Source organism: Roseovarius sp. CAU 1744, assembly GCF_039839345.1.
Taxonomy (GTDB): Bacteria; Pseudomonadota; Alphaproteobacteria; order Rhodobacterales; family Rhodobacteraceae; genus Roseovarius.
On the sequence record NZ_JBDOQV010000004.1, the window covers coordinates 239,917 to 255,064 of the forward strand.

The 15,148-nt window shown below is 63.4% G+C and carries 19 protein-coding genes; 5 read left to right on the forward strand and 14 right to left on the reverse strand.

Annotated features, from left to right (window positions below; all coding sequences use genetic code 11):
• Positions 1–16 precede the first annotated feature (16 nt).
• The 7 genes from AAFO92_RS09915 to AAFO92_RS09945 form a co-directional block, all read right to left on the reverse strand.
• Positions 17–205, reverse strand: a complete 189-nt coding sequence (locus AAFO92_RS09915; protein WP_347534576.1) for a hypothetical protein — start codon at positions 203–205, stop codon at positions 17–19.
• Between the two features lie 211 nt (positions 206–416).
• Complete coding sequence (locus AAFO92_RS09920) at positions 417–830, reverse strand: hypothetical protein (protein ID WP_347534577.1); 414 nt, start codon at positions 828–830, stop codon at positions 417–419.
• On the reverse strand, positions 827–1,252 hold the full coding sequence (locus AAFO92_RS09925) for a hypothetical protein (RefSeq protein ID WP_347534578.1): 426 nt from the start codon (positions 1,250–1,252) through the stop codon (positions 827–829). Before AAFO92_RS09925 ends, AAFO92_RS09920 begins: the two co-directional genes overlap by 4 nt.
• A gap of 348 nt (positions 1,253–1,600) precedes the next feature.
• Positions 1,601–2,200 (reverse strand): superoxide dismutase, encoded by a 600-nt coding sequence (locus AAFO92_RS09930; RefSeq protein ID WP_347534579.1) that lies wholly within the window; start codon positions 2,198–2,200, stop codon positions 1,601–1,603.
• A 188-nt stretch (positions 2,201–2,388) separates the two neighbouring features.
• Positions 2,389–2,958 carry a sarcosine oxidase subunit gamma family protein gene (locus tag AAFO92_RS09935; RefSeq protein ID WP_347534580.1) on the reverse strand — a complete coding sequence of 190 codons (570 nt, stop codon included), beginning with the start codon at positions 2,956–2,958 and terminating at the stop codon, positions 2,389–2,391.
• Positions 2,951–5,989 carry a sarcosine oxidase subunit alpha family protein gene (locus AAFO92_RS09940; protein WP_347534581.1) on the reverse strand — a complete coding sequence of 1,013 codons (3,039 nt, stop codon included), beginning with the start codon at positions 5,987–5,989 and terminating at the stop codon, positions 2,951–2,953. The genes AAFO92_RS09935 and AAFO92_RS09940 overlap by 8 nt, the downstream gene beginning before the upstream one ends.
• Positions 5,990–6,065: 76 nt before the next feature.
• Positions 6,066–6,395: a sarcosine oxidase subunit delta gene (locus tag AAFO92_RS09945; RefSeq protein WP_347534582.1), complete on the reverse strand. Its 330-nt coding sequence runs from the start codon at positions 6,393–6,395 to the stop codon at positions 6,066–6,068.
• A gap of 65 nt (positions 6,396–6,460) precedes the next feature.
• On the opposite strand from AAFO92_RS09945, the gene AAFO92_RS09950 reads away from it, so the two are divergent.
• Complete coding sequence (locus AAFO92_RS09950; RefSeq protein WP_347534583.1) at positions 6,461–6,610, forward strand: hypothetical protein; 150 nt, start codon at positions 6,461–6,463, stop codon at positions 6,608–6,610.
• Positions 6,611–6,704: 94 nt separating this feature from the next.
• Here AAFO92_RS09950 and AAFO92_RS09955 read toward each other — a convergent pair whose 3' ends face one another.
• From AAFO92_RS09955 to AAFO92_RS09965, 3 genes are all read right to left on the reverse strand, one after another.
• Complete coding sequence (locus tag AAFO92_RS09955) at positions 6,705–6,944, reverse strand: hypothetical protein (RefSeq protein WP_347534584.1); 240 nt, start codon at positions 6,942–6,944, stop codon at positions 6,705–6,707.
• A 228-nt stretch (positions 6,945–7,172) separates the two neighbouring features.
• Positions 7,173–7,481, reverse strand: a complete 309-nt coding sequence (locus AAFO92_RS09960; RefSeq protein WP_347534585.1) for a hypothetical protein — start codon at positions 7,479–7,481, stop codon at positions 7,173–7,175.
• Positions 7,482–7,613: 132 nt separating this feature from the next.
• Positions 7,614–8,858 carry a sarcosine oxidase subunit beta family protein gene (locus AAFO92_RS09965; RefSeq protein ID WP_347534586.1) on the reverse strand — a complete coding sequence of 415 codons (1,245 nt, stop codon included), beginning with the start codon at positions 8,856–8,858 and terminating at the stop codon, positions 7,614–7,616.
• A 212-nt stretch (positions 8,859–9,070) separates the two neighbouring features.
• Here AAFO92_RS09965 and ccmI point away from each other — a divergent pair, with 212 nt between their 5' ends.
• From ccmI to AAFO92_RS09980, 3 genes are read left to right on the forward strand one after another with little or no spacing between them, the layout of a single operon-like run.
• Positions 9,071–10,291, forward strand: coding sequence for a c-type cytochrome biogenesis protein CcmI (ccmI, locus tag AAFO92_RS09970; protein ID WP_347534587.1), 1,221 nt, complete (start codon positions 9,071–9,073; stop codon positions 10,289–10,291).
• A complete protein-coding gene (ruvX, locus tag AAFO92_RS09975) occupies positions 10,288–10,764 on the forward strand; it encodes a Holliday junction resolvase RuvX (protein WP_347534588.1) in 477 nt (158 codons plus the stop codon). The genes ccmI and ruvX overlap by 4 nt, the downstream gene beginning before the upstream one ends.
• The gene (locus tag AAFO92_RS09980) at positions 10,761–11,003 is read left to right on the forward strand and encodes a DUF1289 domain-containing protein (RefSeq protein ID WP_347534589.1); all 243 of its coding nucleotides are present in this window, start codon (positions 10,761–10,763) and stop codon (positions 11,001–11,003) included. Before ruvX ends, AAFO92_RS09980 begins: the two co-directional genes overlap by 4 nt.
• A gap of 100 nt (positions 11,004–11,103) precedes the next feature.
• Here the strand turns inward: AAFO92_RS09980 and AAFO92_RS09985 are convergent, their stop codons facing one another.
• Positions 11,104–11,532: a MarR family transcriptional regulator gene (locus AAFO92_RS09985; RefSeq protein ID WP_347534590.1), complete on the reverse strand. Its 429-nt coding sequence runs from the start codon at positions 11,530–11,532 to the stop codon at positions 11,104–11,106.
• A gap of 91 nt (positions 11,533–11,623) precedes the next feature.
• Here AAFO92_RS09985 and AAFO92_RS09990 point away from each other — a divergent pair, with 91 nt between their 5' ends.
• Positions 11,624–12,328, forward strand: a complete 705-nt coding sequence (locus tag AAFO92_RS09990) for a glutathione S-transferase family protein (protein WP_347534591.1) — start codon at positions 11,624–11,626, stop codon at positions 12,326–12,328.
• A 42-nt stretch (positions 12,329–12,370) separates the two neighbouring features.
• On the opposite strand, the gene AAFO92_RS09995 is transcribed toward AAFO92_RS09990, so the two are convergent.
• The 3 genes from AAFO92_RS09995 to dusA form a co-directional block, all read right to left on the reverse strand.
• The gene (locus AAFO92_RS09995) at positions 12,371–13,159 is read right to left on the reverse strand and encodes a hypothetical protein (RefSeq protein ID WP_347534592.1); all 789 of its coding nucleotides are present in this window, start codon (positions 13,157–13,159) and stop codon (positions 12,371–12,373) included.
• A complete protein-coding gene (locus tag AAFO92_RS10000) occupies positions 13,153–13,977 on the reverse strand; it encodes a sulfite exporter TauE/SafE family protein (RefSeq protein WP_347534593.1) in 825 nt (274 codons plus the stop codon). The genes AAFO92_RS09995 and AAFO92_RS10000 overlap by 7 nt, the downstream gene beginning before the upstream one ends.
• A gap of 72 nt (positions 13,978–14,049) precedes the next feature.
• Positions 14,050–15,012 (reverse strand): tRNA dihydrouridine(20/20a) synthase DusA, encoded by a 963-nt coding sequence (dusA, locus tag AAFO92_RS10005; RefSeq protein ID WP_347534594.1) that lies wholly within the window; start codon positions 15,010–15,012, stop codon positions 14,050–14,052.
• Positions 15,013–15,148: the final 136 nt, after the last annotated feature.

The following is a 15,148-nucleotide window of genomic DNA, read 5'->3' on the forward strand; positions in this document are numbered from 1 at the left end:
CATCAGACGATGGCGTTCACGCGAGGGCGCGGGTCGCCGCATCGAGTTCCTTGTTGGTCTCGGCGTCGTTCTTCGCCGTGTTCGCCTTCTCGGCGGCCTGATAGTGCTTGAGCGCTGCGTCCTTCTTCGGACCAGCGGGCGCCTTGTCCCACGCGGCCTTCACGGAGGTCATCTTCTCGGCAGTCTTGTTCTGTTCGGGAGTCATTGGATTTGTCCTTTCCTGGACGCTCCGAGAATAAGAAGCGTGTCGACATGCCGTCTTTTGGGGATCGACACGCCCACACGCTTCTCGGGTACTCGGAAAAATGCACCACCAAATATTCGGCGGGCACGTCTCACCTAGCCGTATCAAAGCCTCGCCGCACTGACGCAGGTTAGTCCCGGCGCCTGCGGCTGGTCGATTATCTCTGCGCTTGTTAAGTCACCGCAGTTTGCTGGTGGGAAATCCTCAGCCATCTGTCCTCATCGTTGAGGTAGGTCGAGGCACAGAGAGCCTTGTAGATCGGCACATCGGGTTTCTCCGCCGAGACGCGATAGGTGAGAATGGCGATGTCATGACACCGCATCACGCGCCGTTCGGCCATGACAACAGAGCGCCAGCCGGTCCTATCCCGAAGATGGGTCCAGATATGGTCGCCCTGGAGGATGCCGGGAGAATAGGGGAAGACCATGACTGCGTTGGTTGCAGTCGTTGCCCGCGCGTTGTCGGCGCCGCTGGTCCAGAAGTGTTCCTCCATGTCCCAGAGTATGCCCTGTTCGTGTGGAGAAAGCGTCCCGGACTTGTGCGCTGCATGTGCCGGTCTGTTCGCGATCGCGGTTGAGACGGTCATTCGCCTGACCCCGACCCGCCAACCATGAACATCTGAAACAGCACAAAGATGATCGCGAGCACTGCCCAGATCGCTCCGCTTTTTCCCGGGTGACCGTCTGCGACAGCCGAGGCAGCTCGCTTTAGGCTACCTGACGTCCGGCCTTCGGGAAGCAACTGGCTCAAGTCTCGTGCGATCCTGCCGTGATCGCTGGCGAGCGCGGGAACGTCCCGAAATCGGGCAAGCAGTGCCCCCAATCGCGCTCGCGCGCCGTCGCGCCCCAGCGAGACCAGTTCAGCGGTTTCGTTCCATGGATCGAGACCAAGCCGCGCGAGCGTGGAGAGCACAGTCACGGCATAGCCGTTCCGGTCCTCGCCGACGGACGCGTAGAGAAACCGATCAAACTCGGGCGGGTGCGGGTTTGGTACATTGGGGTCGGCCATTGTCATTCCATTCCTTTGTTGAAGGAACGTGGATCGTCCCTGTTTCCCAAAGGGTACGCGCAGGTCGGTCTCGCCGCCCTTACACAGGTCAGTGCGGGCGACTGCCCCCAGGAAGGTCGCAGCCGGTTCGGTGCCCTGCCCCTGCAAAAACGCTGCGTGATGCGCGAATGGCCGGTCTCGCCGCCGCACCGCAACATGAGAATTTGCGCGTGTGCAGAAAAATCTTAGCTGCGAGCGCACGCAGCACAAAATAACAATTACCGGTGAGGGCTCAGACCCGTCATTCGACCACAAAAAATCCCCGTCGGCCTGCAGGCCGACGGGGATATTCTGACGCGTTGCCAGAGATCACATGCGCGACGCGACGTTTTCCCAGTTGACCAGGTTGTCGAGGAAGTTGGTCAGGTAGGCCGGGCGCTTGTTGCGGAAGTCGATGTAGTAGGAATGCTCCCACACGTCGCAGCCCAACAGCGCCGTCTGACCGAAGCAGAGCGGGTTCACGCCGTTTTCGGTCTTGGTCACCGCCAGCCCGCCATCGGCATTCTTGACCAGCCAGCACCAGCCCGAACCGAACTGCCCTGCGCCGGCAGCGGAGAACTGCGATTTGAATTCATCGACCGAGCCAAAGCTGTCCTTGATCGCGCTTTCCAGTTCCGACGGCATCGACGAATTGCCCGGGCCCATCATCTCCCAGAACTGGTTGTGGTTCCACAGCTGGCTGATGTTGTTGAAGATGCCGGATTGCGCAACGGCGCTCTTGTCATAGGTGCCGGTGATGATCTCCTCAAGAGATTTCCCTTCCCATTCAGTCCCTTCGATCAGCTTGTTGCCGTTGTCGACATAGGCCTTGTGGTGCAGGTCATGGTGGTATTCCAGCGTCTCTTGCGACATGCCGTTTTCGGCCAGCGCATCGTGGGCATAGGGAAGATCGGGAAGTTCAAAAGCCATTTTGGGCCCCCTGTTCTTTGGTTGAAATTCTCATGGCCTTACATGGTAGGCCCAGGGGGTTAACGTCAAGCCCGATCTTGGGGTTCCGTGTCCCGACACGAAAAATGGGCGCGCCAGACCGGCACGCCCATGACATTGGCGGACCGCAACGGGGAATGCCACGGTCATCGCGCATCTCTCGCCGTTAATCAGGCCAGGTGATGCACCTCGCTGCCCTTGGCGGCCGCGCCCTTGAGCAGGTTGAACACATATTCGGCCACCGAGCGGAAGCAGATTACCGTGATCGCGCCGTCCGCGTCGATCCAGAAGGCGGCCGGCACCTGCGCCATCCGGGTCCGGCGGATCCTACCCACGCCAAACGCTTCGGCCGACATATCGACCGGCGAAAGTTTGGCGATCACCTCGCGGGCGCCTGTGCCCGACACCCGGAACACCGCCCGCGCATCCGAGACGTTGACCGCAAGATAATGCTTGCCTTTCAGCGCCTTGTCGATCGCGGCGATCTTTTTGTCCACATCGGCGTAAGGCACCAATGCCAGCAACTCGTCGGGCGACATCCACGCCAGGGCGTTTTCGCCCGACAGCTTGACCTCGCGCTGACCTGGCAGGTCCAGACCGGTCGCAGCAGTGGCCGCCTTCTTGATACCGGCCGATGCCAGGTCGCCGCGGATCGTGATCATGCCACGCAGGCCGACATCCTCGACCTTGGCAAAACCCTGAAAGCTCGCACCATCCAGCGCGCTGATCGGCTTAGACATTCTGCTTCTCCCCGTCCTTGTCGTAGAAGATGGGATCGACGATTTTCGCCTTCACGACGGTGCCGTCCACCTTGGGAAAATCAATCACCTCGCCCATGCGTTCGGGGCCGTGCAGCACCAGCCCCATGGCAATGCCCTTGTCGAGCGTCGGCGAATAATAGGTCGAGGTGACCCGCCCCTGCACATTGCGCTGGCCGTTGTCGTTGGTGCCTTCGGCCACGCAATAGGCGCCATCGGGCAGGACCGATCCATCGGTGGTTTCCAGCCCGACCAGTTTCCAGCGGTTCGGATCGGCCATATGGCTGCGCTCCTGCGCGCGCTTGCCAAGAAAGTCGTCCTTCTTCTTGGAAATCGCCCACTGCATGTTCAGATCCTGCGGGATCACCGTGCCGTCGGTTTCGTCGCCGATCATGATGAAGCCCTTTTCGGCGCGCATCACGTGCAGACCTTCGGTGCCGTAGGGCGTGATGCCATCCTCGGCGCCAACCGCCAGCAGCAGGTCCCACAGCTCGCGGCCCCGGCTGGCGGGCACGGCGATCTCGTAGCTCAGCTCGCCCGAGAACGAGATCCGATAGGCCCGCGCCGGGATGCCGTCACCCAGGGTGATATCGGCCCAGGCCATGAACGGCAGCGCCTCGCCGCTGATATCGGCATCGGTCAGTTTTTCCAGCGTCTTGCGCGCATTGGGGCCGACCACCGCGATCTGGGCATATTGCTCGGTCACGTTGGCGGTATAGACCTGCCAGTCCCACCATTCGGTCTGCAGCCATTCTTCCATATGGCCGTGGATCGACTCGGCGCCGCCGGTGGTGGTGTGGCACAGGAACGTGTCGTCGTCGATCCGGGCCACCACGCCGTCATCCACCAGGAAACCGTTCTCGTTGCACATCAGCCCATAGCGGCAGCGGCCCGGTTTCAGCGTCGACATCATGTTGGTGTAGAGCATGTCAAGGAACCGGCCCGCATCGGGGCCCTTGACGATGATCTTGCCCAGGGTCGAGGCATCCAGCAGGCCCAGGCTGTCGCGGGTCTGCCTGATCTCGCGCGTCACCGCGTCATGCACGCTTTCACCCGGCTTGGTGAACGCATAGGGGCGGCGCCACTGGCCCACCGGCTCGAACACGGCGCCATTCTCCTCGTGCCAGCCGTGGATCGGGGTCTTGCGGATCGGCTGGAACCGCTCGTCACGGGCCTCGCCGGCGATCGCGGCCAGCGAGATCGGCGTATAGGGCGGGCGGAAGGTGGTGGTGCCGGTCTGCGGGATCGGCTGGTTCAGCGCGTCCGACAGGATCGCCAGGCCGTTGATGTTGCTCAGCTTGCCCTGATCGGTCGCCATGCCCAGCGTGGTGTAACGCTTGGCGTGTTCGACCGATTCAAATCCTTCGCGCGCGGCCAGTTGGACATCGCTGACCTTGACGTCGTTCTGATAGTCCAGCCACGCCTTCATGCGTTTCTTGATGCCCGCGCCCTGCGGCATCAGCCAGACAGCCGCCATCGGCGCCTCTTCGAGGGTCGTGGCCTCTGGTGCCTTGGCCCGGCCCGGTTTGTTGCCGGTATCCCCGGCCGCGGCCTTGCCCGCCGCATCGGCATCGGCCAGCACGGCGCTCAGATCCAGCGCGCCGTTGGCTGACCCTGCGGCAATCACGAAGCCGTCGCCATCGGCGCCGCGCGGCGGATTATCCACATCCGGGCGGAAATGCGCCTGTGCCTCGTCCCAGACGAGCTTGCCACCGCAATGCGACCAGAGATGCACCACCGGCGACCAGCCGCCCGACATGGCGACCGTATCGCAGTCGACCGTCTCCAGCACGGCGCCCTCACCGGCCTGCGAGCAGATCTCAACGCCGGTGACGCGCTTGCCGCCTTTGACTGCGGCGATGGCATGGCCCATCATCACCCGGATCCCCAGCGCCTTGGCTTCTGCCATCAATGCGCTGTCTTCGGGAAGTACCCGTGCATCGACGATGACAGGCACGTCCAGACCCTGTTTTTTAAGGGTGATCGCTGTGCGATACGCATCATCACCATTGGTCACGACAACCGTGCGGTCGCCAACCGAGACGCCGAAATTCACGGCATAATCGCGCACGGCCGAGGCCAGCAGCACGCCCGGAATATCATTCCCGGCAAAGCTGAGCGGTCGTTCGATCGCGCCCGTCGCCGAGATGATCCGGCCCGCGCGAATCCGCCATAGCCGGTGGCGCGGCCCTGCCGCGTCAGGCTGATGGTCGTTCACCCGTTCATAGCCGATGACATAGCCGTGGTCATAGATCCCCGCCCCCATCATCCTTGTGCGCAGGGTCACGTTGTCCATTGTTTCCAGTTCGGCAACGATTTCGTCCACGAACTTATCCACAGGGCTGCCGTTAATGTTTTCTTCATCTTCGTTAACGATGGCATGATCGACCGGCGCGCGCCCGCCCCAATGGGCGGTCTGTTCCATCAGCAGAACCTTCGCCCCGGCTTTGCCGGCCGCCCGCGCGGCCTGCAACCCGGCAACACCACCGCCCACGACGACAACGTCGAAGAAGGCATAGAAATGCTCGTAGGTGTCGTTGTCACGTTCCTTGGGCGCCTTGCCCAGACCGGCAGACCGGCGGATGATCGGCTCGTAGACATGTTTCCAGAACGGCCGCGGGCTGATGAAGGTCTTGTAATAGAACCCCGCCGGCAGGAACCGCGACAGGCGCGTGTTGATTGCGCCCACGTCGAATTCCAGGCTGGGCCAGTGGTTCTGGCTGGCGCAGGTCAGCCCGTCGAAGAGCTCGGTCGTGGTGACGCGCTGGTTGGGTTCGAACCTGTCGCCCGTGCCCAGACCGACAAGGCCGTTGGGTTCCTCGGCGCCGCTTGCCACCACGCCGCGCGGGCGGTGGTACTTGAACGACCGGCCGATCAGCATCTGATCGTTGGCCAGCAGGGCCGAGGCAAGCGTATCGCCCTCAAATCCCGTCAGGCGCTTGCCGTTGAAGGTGAAATTCTGGGCGCGGTCCCGGTTCAGAAGACGGCCGCCCGTGGCCAGACGTGTGCTCATGGCTGGAAGCCCTGTTCTAGGTGGAGGGGTCGGATGCCTCCGGCGGGAGTATTTCGGGAACGATGAAAACGGGCGCTCATGCGAATTCTCTCCAGCGCCAGCCCGGCCGCTTGGCCGTGATCTTGTCCCTGATGTCCTTCGGCGGCTCGGTGGTCTGGGCGCTATAGGTGCCAAAAACCTCGAGCGTGGTGGTGCAGCGGGCGGCGTGGAACCACTTGCCGCAGCCATTATTGTGCCGCCAGCGTTCAAAATGCACGCCCTTGGCGTTTTCCTTGGCGAAGAGATAGCCGTGGAATTGCGTGTCATCCGAGCCGGGACCAAAGCGCTTGATATGCGCTTCGCCACCGGCGTGGAACTCGGTTTCCTCAGCCGTCACGCCGCAATACGGGCAGGTCAGGATCAGCATCTTACGGCTCCTTCTGGCATTTGAAGCACTGCATTCTTACATTGAAAGCCATGCAGGACAGCTCTGTGTTGATAAATATCTTGAAGATCGCGCCGATCGCGATTGTGCTTGTCGTTGCGGCAATCGTCGTGTTCCGAGGCATCTCGCGCGACGGTGACAGCACCAACAATCGCGCCAAGGGCGGCGGCCCCAGGTATTGGCCGGGCAGCGACTGACACGCCCGACCCTGCCGCGAAGTTTGCCGCGACGAACACACCAGGGGCGGGCGCCGGATGGCCCCCGCCCAAGGTGTTCGCGTGAGATTTGGTGTTATTCGATCGGCACTGTGCCGGCAGCCTCGGGTTCGGCCGGGGCAATGACCGGATCGGCGCCCGCGCCGCCGGGATGTTCGACGGTGGTGGAACCGCCGCCCAGAGAGCCGACAAGCACGAGGACTCCCAGCACCGCAACGGCGACGAAGAGCCAGAGCAGGCCCGAGCTTGAACTGCCGGTGTCGATGGTACCGCGCGAGAAGTTATGCGTGTCGCGCCACTGATCGTAGTCTGACATGGCATGATCTCCTTTCCTTGCACGAACAAGGATGGGGACACACGGCGGCCATGAGAAGAATGAGCGGAAATCCCCGGCCCAAACCGGCCATTCCCCGCAACTTGTGCACGGGATGCTCGGCCAAATTCCGCCCGGCGATCAGGGCAAACCGATGAAACCGGTGGAAAAAGAACAGCGTCGACAGGCGCTTGGTAACGCCTGCCGTCGCGATTGCCGGAAAATTCCGTGTCAGTTGTTTTCAGTGCCGGATTCCACGGCTTCTGCGGCTGATTCAGCCGATTCTGCCGCGGATTCCGCTGCATTTTCGGCGGCTCCGGCAGCCGACTCGGCGGCCTCACCGACGCTTTCAGAGGCGGATTCGACGGCCTCTCCGACACCTTCGATCGAAATGTCGACATCATCATCCGCGCCGCCATAGATGACCCACGCGATGACGCCGACGGCCACGACCAGCCCGCCAACGATGAAGGCAAGCCCGGTCGAGCCGCCGGTTTTTTCGGTCCGTTCGATATGGGTATGTGTGTCTTTGTCAGACATGTTTCAGCTCCGTTGTCAGGTTCGTTTGACCTTTCAACGCGCCGAAACTGCACAAGGTTCCCCACCAGACCCGAAGTCGGTGAAAAATTGCCCTGATGCCCGTATGCCGCCACCCGCGTCATGCCGGCCCCGTCAGTGCGCTACGCCGGCGGCCACGCTTTCATCGATGAAGCGGCCTTCGTAGAAACGGTTGAGCCCGAAGGCCTCGGTCAGCGGGGAGTGCCCCTTGGCCATCAGCTCGGCGAAGCCCCAGCCGGAACCCGGGATCGCCTTGAACCCGCCGGTACCCCAGCCGCAATTGATAAAGATGCCCTCGACCGGCGTCGTGCCGATGATCGGCGAGCGGTCGCCGGTCACGTCGACGATCCCGCCCCATTGCCGCAGCATCTTGAGCCGCGCAACCATCGGGAAGGTTTCCACCAGCGCGCGCACGGTTTCCTCGATATGATGGAAGCTGCCCCGCTGGGTGTAGTTGTTGAATCCGTCAGTGCCGCCGCCGATCACCATTTCGCCCTTGTCGGACTGGCTCATGTAGCCATGCACGGTATTGGCCATCACGACACAATCCATGCAGGGCTTGATCGGTTCGCTGACCAGCGCCTGAAGCGCCACGGATTCGACCGGCAGACGGAACCCCGCCATGCCCGCCACGTGACCCGCGTTGCCGGCCACGACCATGCCCAGCTTGTTGCAGTCGATGTCGCCCTTGCTGGTGGTGACACCCACCACCTTGCCGCCCTCGGTGCGCACGCCGGTGACTTCGCATTTCTGGATGATGTGCATCCCCATGTCCGAGCACGCGCGGGCATAGCCCCAGGCCACCGCATCATGCCGCGCGGTGCCGCCGCGCGCCTGCCAGAGCCCGCCCAGCACCGGGTAACGCGGCCCTTCGAGATTGATGATCGGCACGATTTCCTTCACGCGCGCGGGCGTGATGAACTCGGTCTTGACGCCCTGCAGAGCGTTGGCGTGGGCCGTGCGCTTGTAGCCGCGCACCTCGTGTTCGGTCTGGGCCAACATGATCACGCCCCGCGGGCTGAACATGACGTTGTAGTTCAGATCCTGGCTCATCGTCTCGTAGAGCGCGCGGGCTTTCTCGTAGATCGCGGCCGAGGGATCCTGCAGGTAGTTCGAACGGATGATGGTGGTGTTGCGCCCGGTATTGCCGCCGCCCAGCCAGCCCTTTTCCAGCACCGCCACGTTGGTAATGCCGAAATTCTTGCCCAGGTAATAGGCGGTGGCCAGCCCATGCCCGCCGGCACCGATGATGATGACATCGTATTTTGGCTTGGGTTCGGGCGAGGTCCAGGCGCGTTCCCATCCCATGTGGAAACGGGCAGCCTCTCGGGCGACGGCAAAGGCGGAATAACGTTTCATACGCGCTCTCGGGTCTGGTGTGGATTCGCAGGAAGCATGAACTGCTCTTAAATGCTCCCTTTCCGGGCGCAGATGCACTCTCACGGCGGCACAAAACATCGGAATCGCGACATTGCGGCATCATGGCGCTGCTTTGCCGGGCCCCTCGCGGCCGGTTTGACCTTTTTTCCCGGGGGCCGTGCCGCTACATGACAAAATGAACGGGAGACGTCATGGGTTTCTGGATCATCATCACCTCGATCGCCGTAGGTGTTGGCGCGCTGCTGGCGCTGGCCATCCTGCGCGGGCGTGGCGGGGACGTGCCGCAGGCCGCCTATGACCTCAGGGTTTACCGCGATCAGCTGAAGGAAGTGGACCGCGACCTCATGCGCGGTGTTATCGCCGAATCCGAGGCCGAACGCGTGCGGACCGAGATTTCGCGCCGGTTGCTGGCCGCCGATGCCGAGCTCCGCAGTGCAGCCGCCCCAGCAGAGAAGGACAACCGTGGCAGCATTGCCGTGGCGCTTGGCCTTCTGGCGCTGCTGACGGGCGGCTCGTTGGCGCTCTATGGCTGGCTGGGTGTGCCGGGCTACGGCGATCTGCCGCTCGAGTCGCGGATCGCGGCCTCGGATCAGGCCCGGGCCGAGCGGCTGAACCAGGCCGACGCCGAGGCGCGCGCCCCCGCCCGCCCGGCCGCGCCCGAGGCGACACCGGATTATCTGGCGCTGATGGAAAAGCTGCGCGACACCGTCAGGGACCGGCCCGATGACCTGCGTGGCCTGCGGTTGCTGGTGCGCAACGAAGCGGCGCTTGGCAATGTCAGGGCCGCCTACGCGGCGCAGCAACAGGTCATTCGGGTCAAGGGGCCCGGGGCAAACGCCGACGATCACGCGCTGCTGGCCGACCTGATGATTGCGGCGGCGGGGGGCTATGTCTCGACCGAGGCCGAAGCGGCCCTGCGCAAGGCCCTGCAGGCCGACCCCGGAAACCCGACATCGCGGTACTATCTGGGCCTCTACCTGATACAGGTTGACCGGCCCGATGCCGCGTTTCGCATGTGGGAAGAACTCTTGCGCGAAAGCCCCTCTGACGCGCCCTGGGTTGCCCCGATACGCGCCCAGATCGAAGCGCTTGCCTGGCGAGCCGGCGTGCAATACCAGCTGACCGAAGAACCGCGCGGCCCGTCGGCCGATGATATCGACGCCGCGGGCAACATGACGCCCGAGGAGCGTATTACGATGATCCGGGGCATGGTCAGCGGCCTGGCCGAACGCCTTGAAAATGACGGCGGCACGGCGGAAGAATGGGCGCGGCTGATCGCGGCCTATGGCGTGCTGGGTGAAACCGAACTGGCCCGCGCCGCCTGGAGTGACGCGCAGCAGGCGTTCTGGGATGCGCCCGGTTCGCTAGAGAAAATCCGCGCCAGCGCGATCGAGGCCGGGGTGGCAGAATGATCATCGAAGAGATCGAGGCATTTTCCGCCGCCCTGCCCCCGCACCGGGCGCTGATGGGTCTGGACCTGGGGGAAAAGACCATCGGCGTTGCCATTTCCGACGGGCTGCTCTCGGTTGCCAGCCCGTTCGAGACCGTCAAGCGGCGCAAATTCGGGCTGGACGCGGCGCGGCTGCTGGAGATCGCCGCCGGACGGGGCATCGGCGGTATCATCCTGGGGCTGCCACGCAACATGGACGGTTCGGAAGGCCCGCGCTGTCAATCTACTCGCGCGTTTGCCCGCAACCTGGAGCGGCTCACCGATCTGCCCATCGGTTTCTGGGACGAACGCCTGTCGACCGTTGCCGCCGAAAAAGCCCTGCTGGAGGCGGATACGACACGAAAACGTCGCGCCGAGGTCATAGATAATATCGCCGCGTCCTATATCCTGCAGGGAGTTTTGGACCGGCTGAGCCATCTGAGAGCGACCGAATGAGCGACGACACCCCCATCTGGACCCGCGACGAGATCGAGAGCCCCTGCGTGCGCGTCTGTGTCGTGCACCCCGAGGCGCGGATCTGCACCGGCTGTTTCCGGACTGTCGACGAAATCAGCCGCTGGTCGAAGATGAGCGCCGACGAGCGCCACGAAATCATGGCCGAGCTACCGGACCGCGCACCACTTCTGCGCAAACGCCGCGGCGGCCGGGCGGCGCGGATGCAGCGCGGCGGCTGAACCGGGCAGCCGGATTGCGCATTGATGCCGCATGTCTGCGCAGCGCGCGGCGCCTCATGTTCCGGGTGTCACGCGCCAAACCGCAGTGCCGGAATTCCGCCTATCCGGTCAACTCCGCCAAAAGCGCTGCAAGCTTTCTGCTCTGGGCGTCGCTCAGCTTGTGGCCGACAAGCGCGTGGATCTTCGCGCCGTAAATCTGCCACATGCTGCGGCGCAGCGCCCTGCCCTCGTCAGTGATGACCAGGCGTTTTCCCCGCCGGTCGTCATCACAGGACTGGCGGCGCAAGTACCCATCGCGCGCGATCCGGTCAACCAGCCGGGACACCCGGTATTGTTTCAGCAGCAGGGCGTGTTCCAGCTCGTACGGGCGGAGCCCGTCATCCCCGGCCCGCTCCAACTCCAGCAGGATATCGTACCAGATCAGCGGCGGCAGGCCGTTGGCGGCAAGGGCTTCATTGATCTCTGTCATCGCCGTGCCATAGGCGCGTGCCAGATTGATCCAGGTCTTGACGGCTGTTTCCGAGGGCATGGTCATCACGGAAAAGTAAATGCAAACGCATTGACTTTCAAGAATACAGCCACATATTTACATGCAATTGCATCTAAAAGGATAGACCCCCATGTCCAGGCCACATCTCATCAGTCATCACCTGTGTCCTTACGTCCAGCGGGCCGTGATCGTGCTGGATGAGAAAAGGATCGCGCATGACAGAACCTATATCGACCTTGCGAACAAGCCGGACTGGTTTCGCCTCCTGTCCCCGCTCGGACGTGTCCCTATCCTGGAAATCGGCGGAACGGTGCTGTTCGAAAGCCAGGTGATCGCGGAATACCTGGACGAGACGACACCGGGGTCGCTGCACCCCGCCGATGCCCTTGAAAAAGCGCGGCACCGGGCCTGGATCGAGTTCGGTTCGGAAACATTGTCGGCCATCGCCGGTTTCTACGGCGCAGCCGACGAACCGGCGTTTGACGCAAAACGCCTGGCGCTGCGCGAAAAATTCCAACGGATCGACAAGGAGGTCGCGGGGCCGTTTTTCGCCGGGGATGCGTTTCACATGGTCGACGGGGTCTGGGGAACCATTTTCAGGTATTTCGACGTGTTCGACCAGATTGGCGATTTCGATATCCTGACCGGCCTGCCCGCCATTTCGGGCTGGCGCAGATCGGTTGCCAAACGCCCCTCGGTCATCAATGCCCCGCCCGAAGGTTACGCGGACAGGCTGCACCAGTTTCTGCGCGGCAGGTCATCGCATCTTGGCAGGCTGGCGGCAGGCATCGCGGACCGAACGCCGGCGCAAGAAAACGCGGCATCGGCCCGATGATCGGCGCACCGGCAGCGGCATAACCCCCAGGGCAAGCCACGATCATGCGGCGCGCAGCCAATCCTCCGATCCGGCCGGAAGTTCGGGGCGGAAATAGGCGATGATCCGGCCGTCCTCAGGGGCTGTCGCGCCGTCCGCCCACGGGGCGACCCCATGCAGGGCGTGGCGATGCACCAGATAGGCCTCGCCCGGTCTGGCGGGGACGGTCACCCGCGGGCAGCGCGCGAATACTTCGCGCCGTGCCTCCTGGTAAATATCGGTCAAATCGACCTCGGCCCAGTCGGTTTCCGGCAGGTGGCCCAGGGCCGCCTCGAAGGCCGTGCGCATGACCCGGTGGCTGCCCTCCCACACCACCAGCGGGCTGGCATCGGCGCTGCAGTCGGTCAGCGGCAGGCCCAGGATATAGGCGTGGCGTTCCTTCAGCATCCGGCGGCGATCCGCGCCCACCGCCAGCAACCCGTCGACATGCGCCGCGTCGCGGTCCCGCCGGTACCGAAATGCACCGGCACCCTCACCCGCGCGGGGACGCGGATAGCCCGGATAGATGACCGAGACCTGCCCGCGATGCAGTGGCAGCGTGCCGTAGTGTTCGCGCGCCGCGTCATAGGCCGCACCGGCGAGCGGCCCGCCGCCCGGTACCGCACCATCCGGCGTGTTGGGCAACGTGTCGACACCCACGAACCAGGTGCCCTCGCATTGCAGCCATTGGCGCTGCTCCTCCGGGTCGTTTGCCCGCTCGATCGCCAGCGGTCCCGCGACCTCGGCCCAGGCACGCACGGCCTGATCTGCCGGAAACAGCGCCCATCCCCTGTCGAACAGCGCCGCTACCATCCGACCGCCTTGCGCAGCATGTTCAGCGCCACCAATGTCAGGAACACCGCAAACACCCGCTTCAGCGGCTTGGGATCCATCGCGTGGGCCAGCCGGACCCCCCAGGGCGTGGTGATCAACGTCATCGCGATGACAACGATGAAGGCCGGAATGTTGACCGCTCCGATCATCAGGGGAGGCCGGTGTTCGGGTGCGATGGTCAGAAACAAAAAGCCCAGGACCGATGGTACCGCGATGGTCACACCAAAGCCTGCCGCCGTTGCCACCGCCCGGTGGATCGCCGTGTTGTAGAGGCTCATCAGCGGCACGCCAAAGCTGCCCCCGCCGATGCCCATAAGCACCGATAGCAGCCCCAGTATCGGTGACAGTACCGCCCGTGTCAGCCCGGTCGGCATCGTCTCGGCAAGGCGCCACTCGGACCGGCCAAATCCCAGGTAGAGGCCGATCACGATGCCCAGCAGGCCGAACAGCCCCTGCAGGAAGGTCGAACTGAGATTTGACGCAACCGTTACCCCGATCACCGCCCCGATGGCGATGCCCGGCGCCCAGGTCTTCAGGATGTTCCAATCCACGGCACCCTTCTTGTTGTGGCTCAGAACGGACCGGACAGAAGTAACGATGATCGTGGCAAGCGAGGTGGCCAGACAGACCTGCATCAATTGCGGGCCGTCATAGCCAAGGGTTTGAAACGCATAGAAAAATGCCGGCACCAGGACGATGCCGCCGCCCACGCCCAGCAGGCCCGCCAGCACACCTGCAAAAGCGCCGATCACCAGCAGCAGGGCCAGCATGGCAATCAGTAGGGACGGATCAGGCATGGTTGCGGTTCCGGAAAGTGGGTTGCGGGTCACATAGAGCGGATTTGAGCCCGGCCCACAACGGGTTTTTCGTCAGGTGACGCAGGCCAGCGCCTCCAGCACCAGCTCCGGCCCCGCGCCTTCCCGGACCGCGCCCTCGGAAAGGGTCCGCCGCCAGCCCCGCGCACCGGGACGCCCGGCGAACAGGCCCAGCATGTGCCGGGTCACCTGATGCAGACGACCGCCGCCCGCCAGGTGGTTTTCGATATAGGGCAACATGGCGTGGACCGCCGTGCGGACCGTGCTGTCGGCGTCACCCCGGCCAAAGATCCGGCGATCCGCCGAACAGAGGATTTCCGCCGGCTGGTGATAGGCCGCCCGGCCGAACATCACGCCATCCATGCCCGCGTCCAGAAATGCCTGCGCCTGATCCAACGAGGTGATCCCGCCATTGATGCTCAGGTGCAACGCCGGGAACATCCCCTTCATCGCCAGCACCAGATCATAGTCCAGCGGCGGGATTTCCCGATTCTCCTTGGGGCTGAGCCCTTCCAGCCAGGCCTTGCGCGCGTGGATCGCAAAGCGGCTGACACCCGAGGCACTGACGCGCGCCAGGAACTCGGGCATCACTTCTTGCGGCACCTGGTCGTCGACGCCGATACGGCACTTGACCGTGACTTCCACGGCCGAGGCCTCGATCAGCGCGGCGCAGCACTCGGCCACCAGCCCGGGATCTTTCATCAGCACCGCGCCGAAGGTGCCGGATTGCACCCGATCAGAGGGGCACCCCACGTTCAGGTTGATCTCGTCATACCCCGCCTCGGTTCCCAGTTTTGCCGCCTTGGCCAGTTCAGCGGGATCCGATCCGCCCAGTTGCAACGCTACCGGATGTTCCGCCGCAGAGTAGTCCAGCAGGTGCATCGCCTGCCCGCGGACCAGTGCCGGGGCGGTCACCATCTCGGTATAAAGCAACGCATGTCGCGACAATTGGCGGTGCAGGAAACGGCAATGCCGGTCGGTCCAATCCATCATCGGCGCGACCGCCAAAAGGGGCATATTGAAATTGTTTGATTTTTTATTTTTATCAGCCATTTATCGCTCAATCCTCAAGCCCGTTCTTGTCTCATTTGTTGTAAATCGCGCCCATTTCGGGTATGATTTACAACAAATGTTGTAACTTGGGCCAAATGTT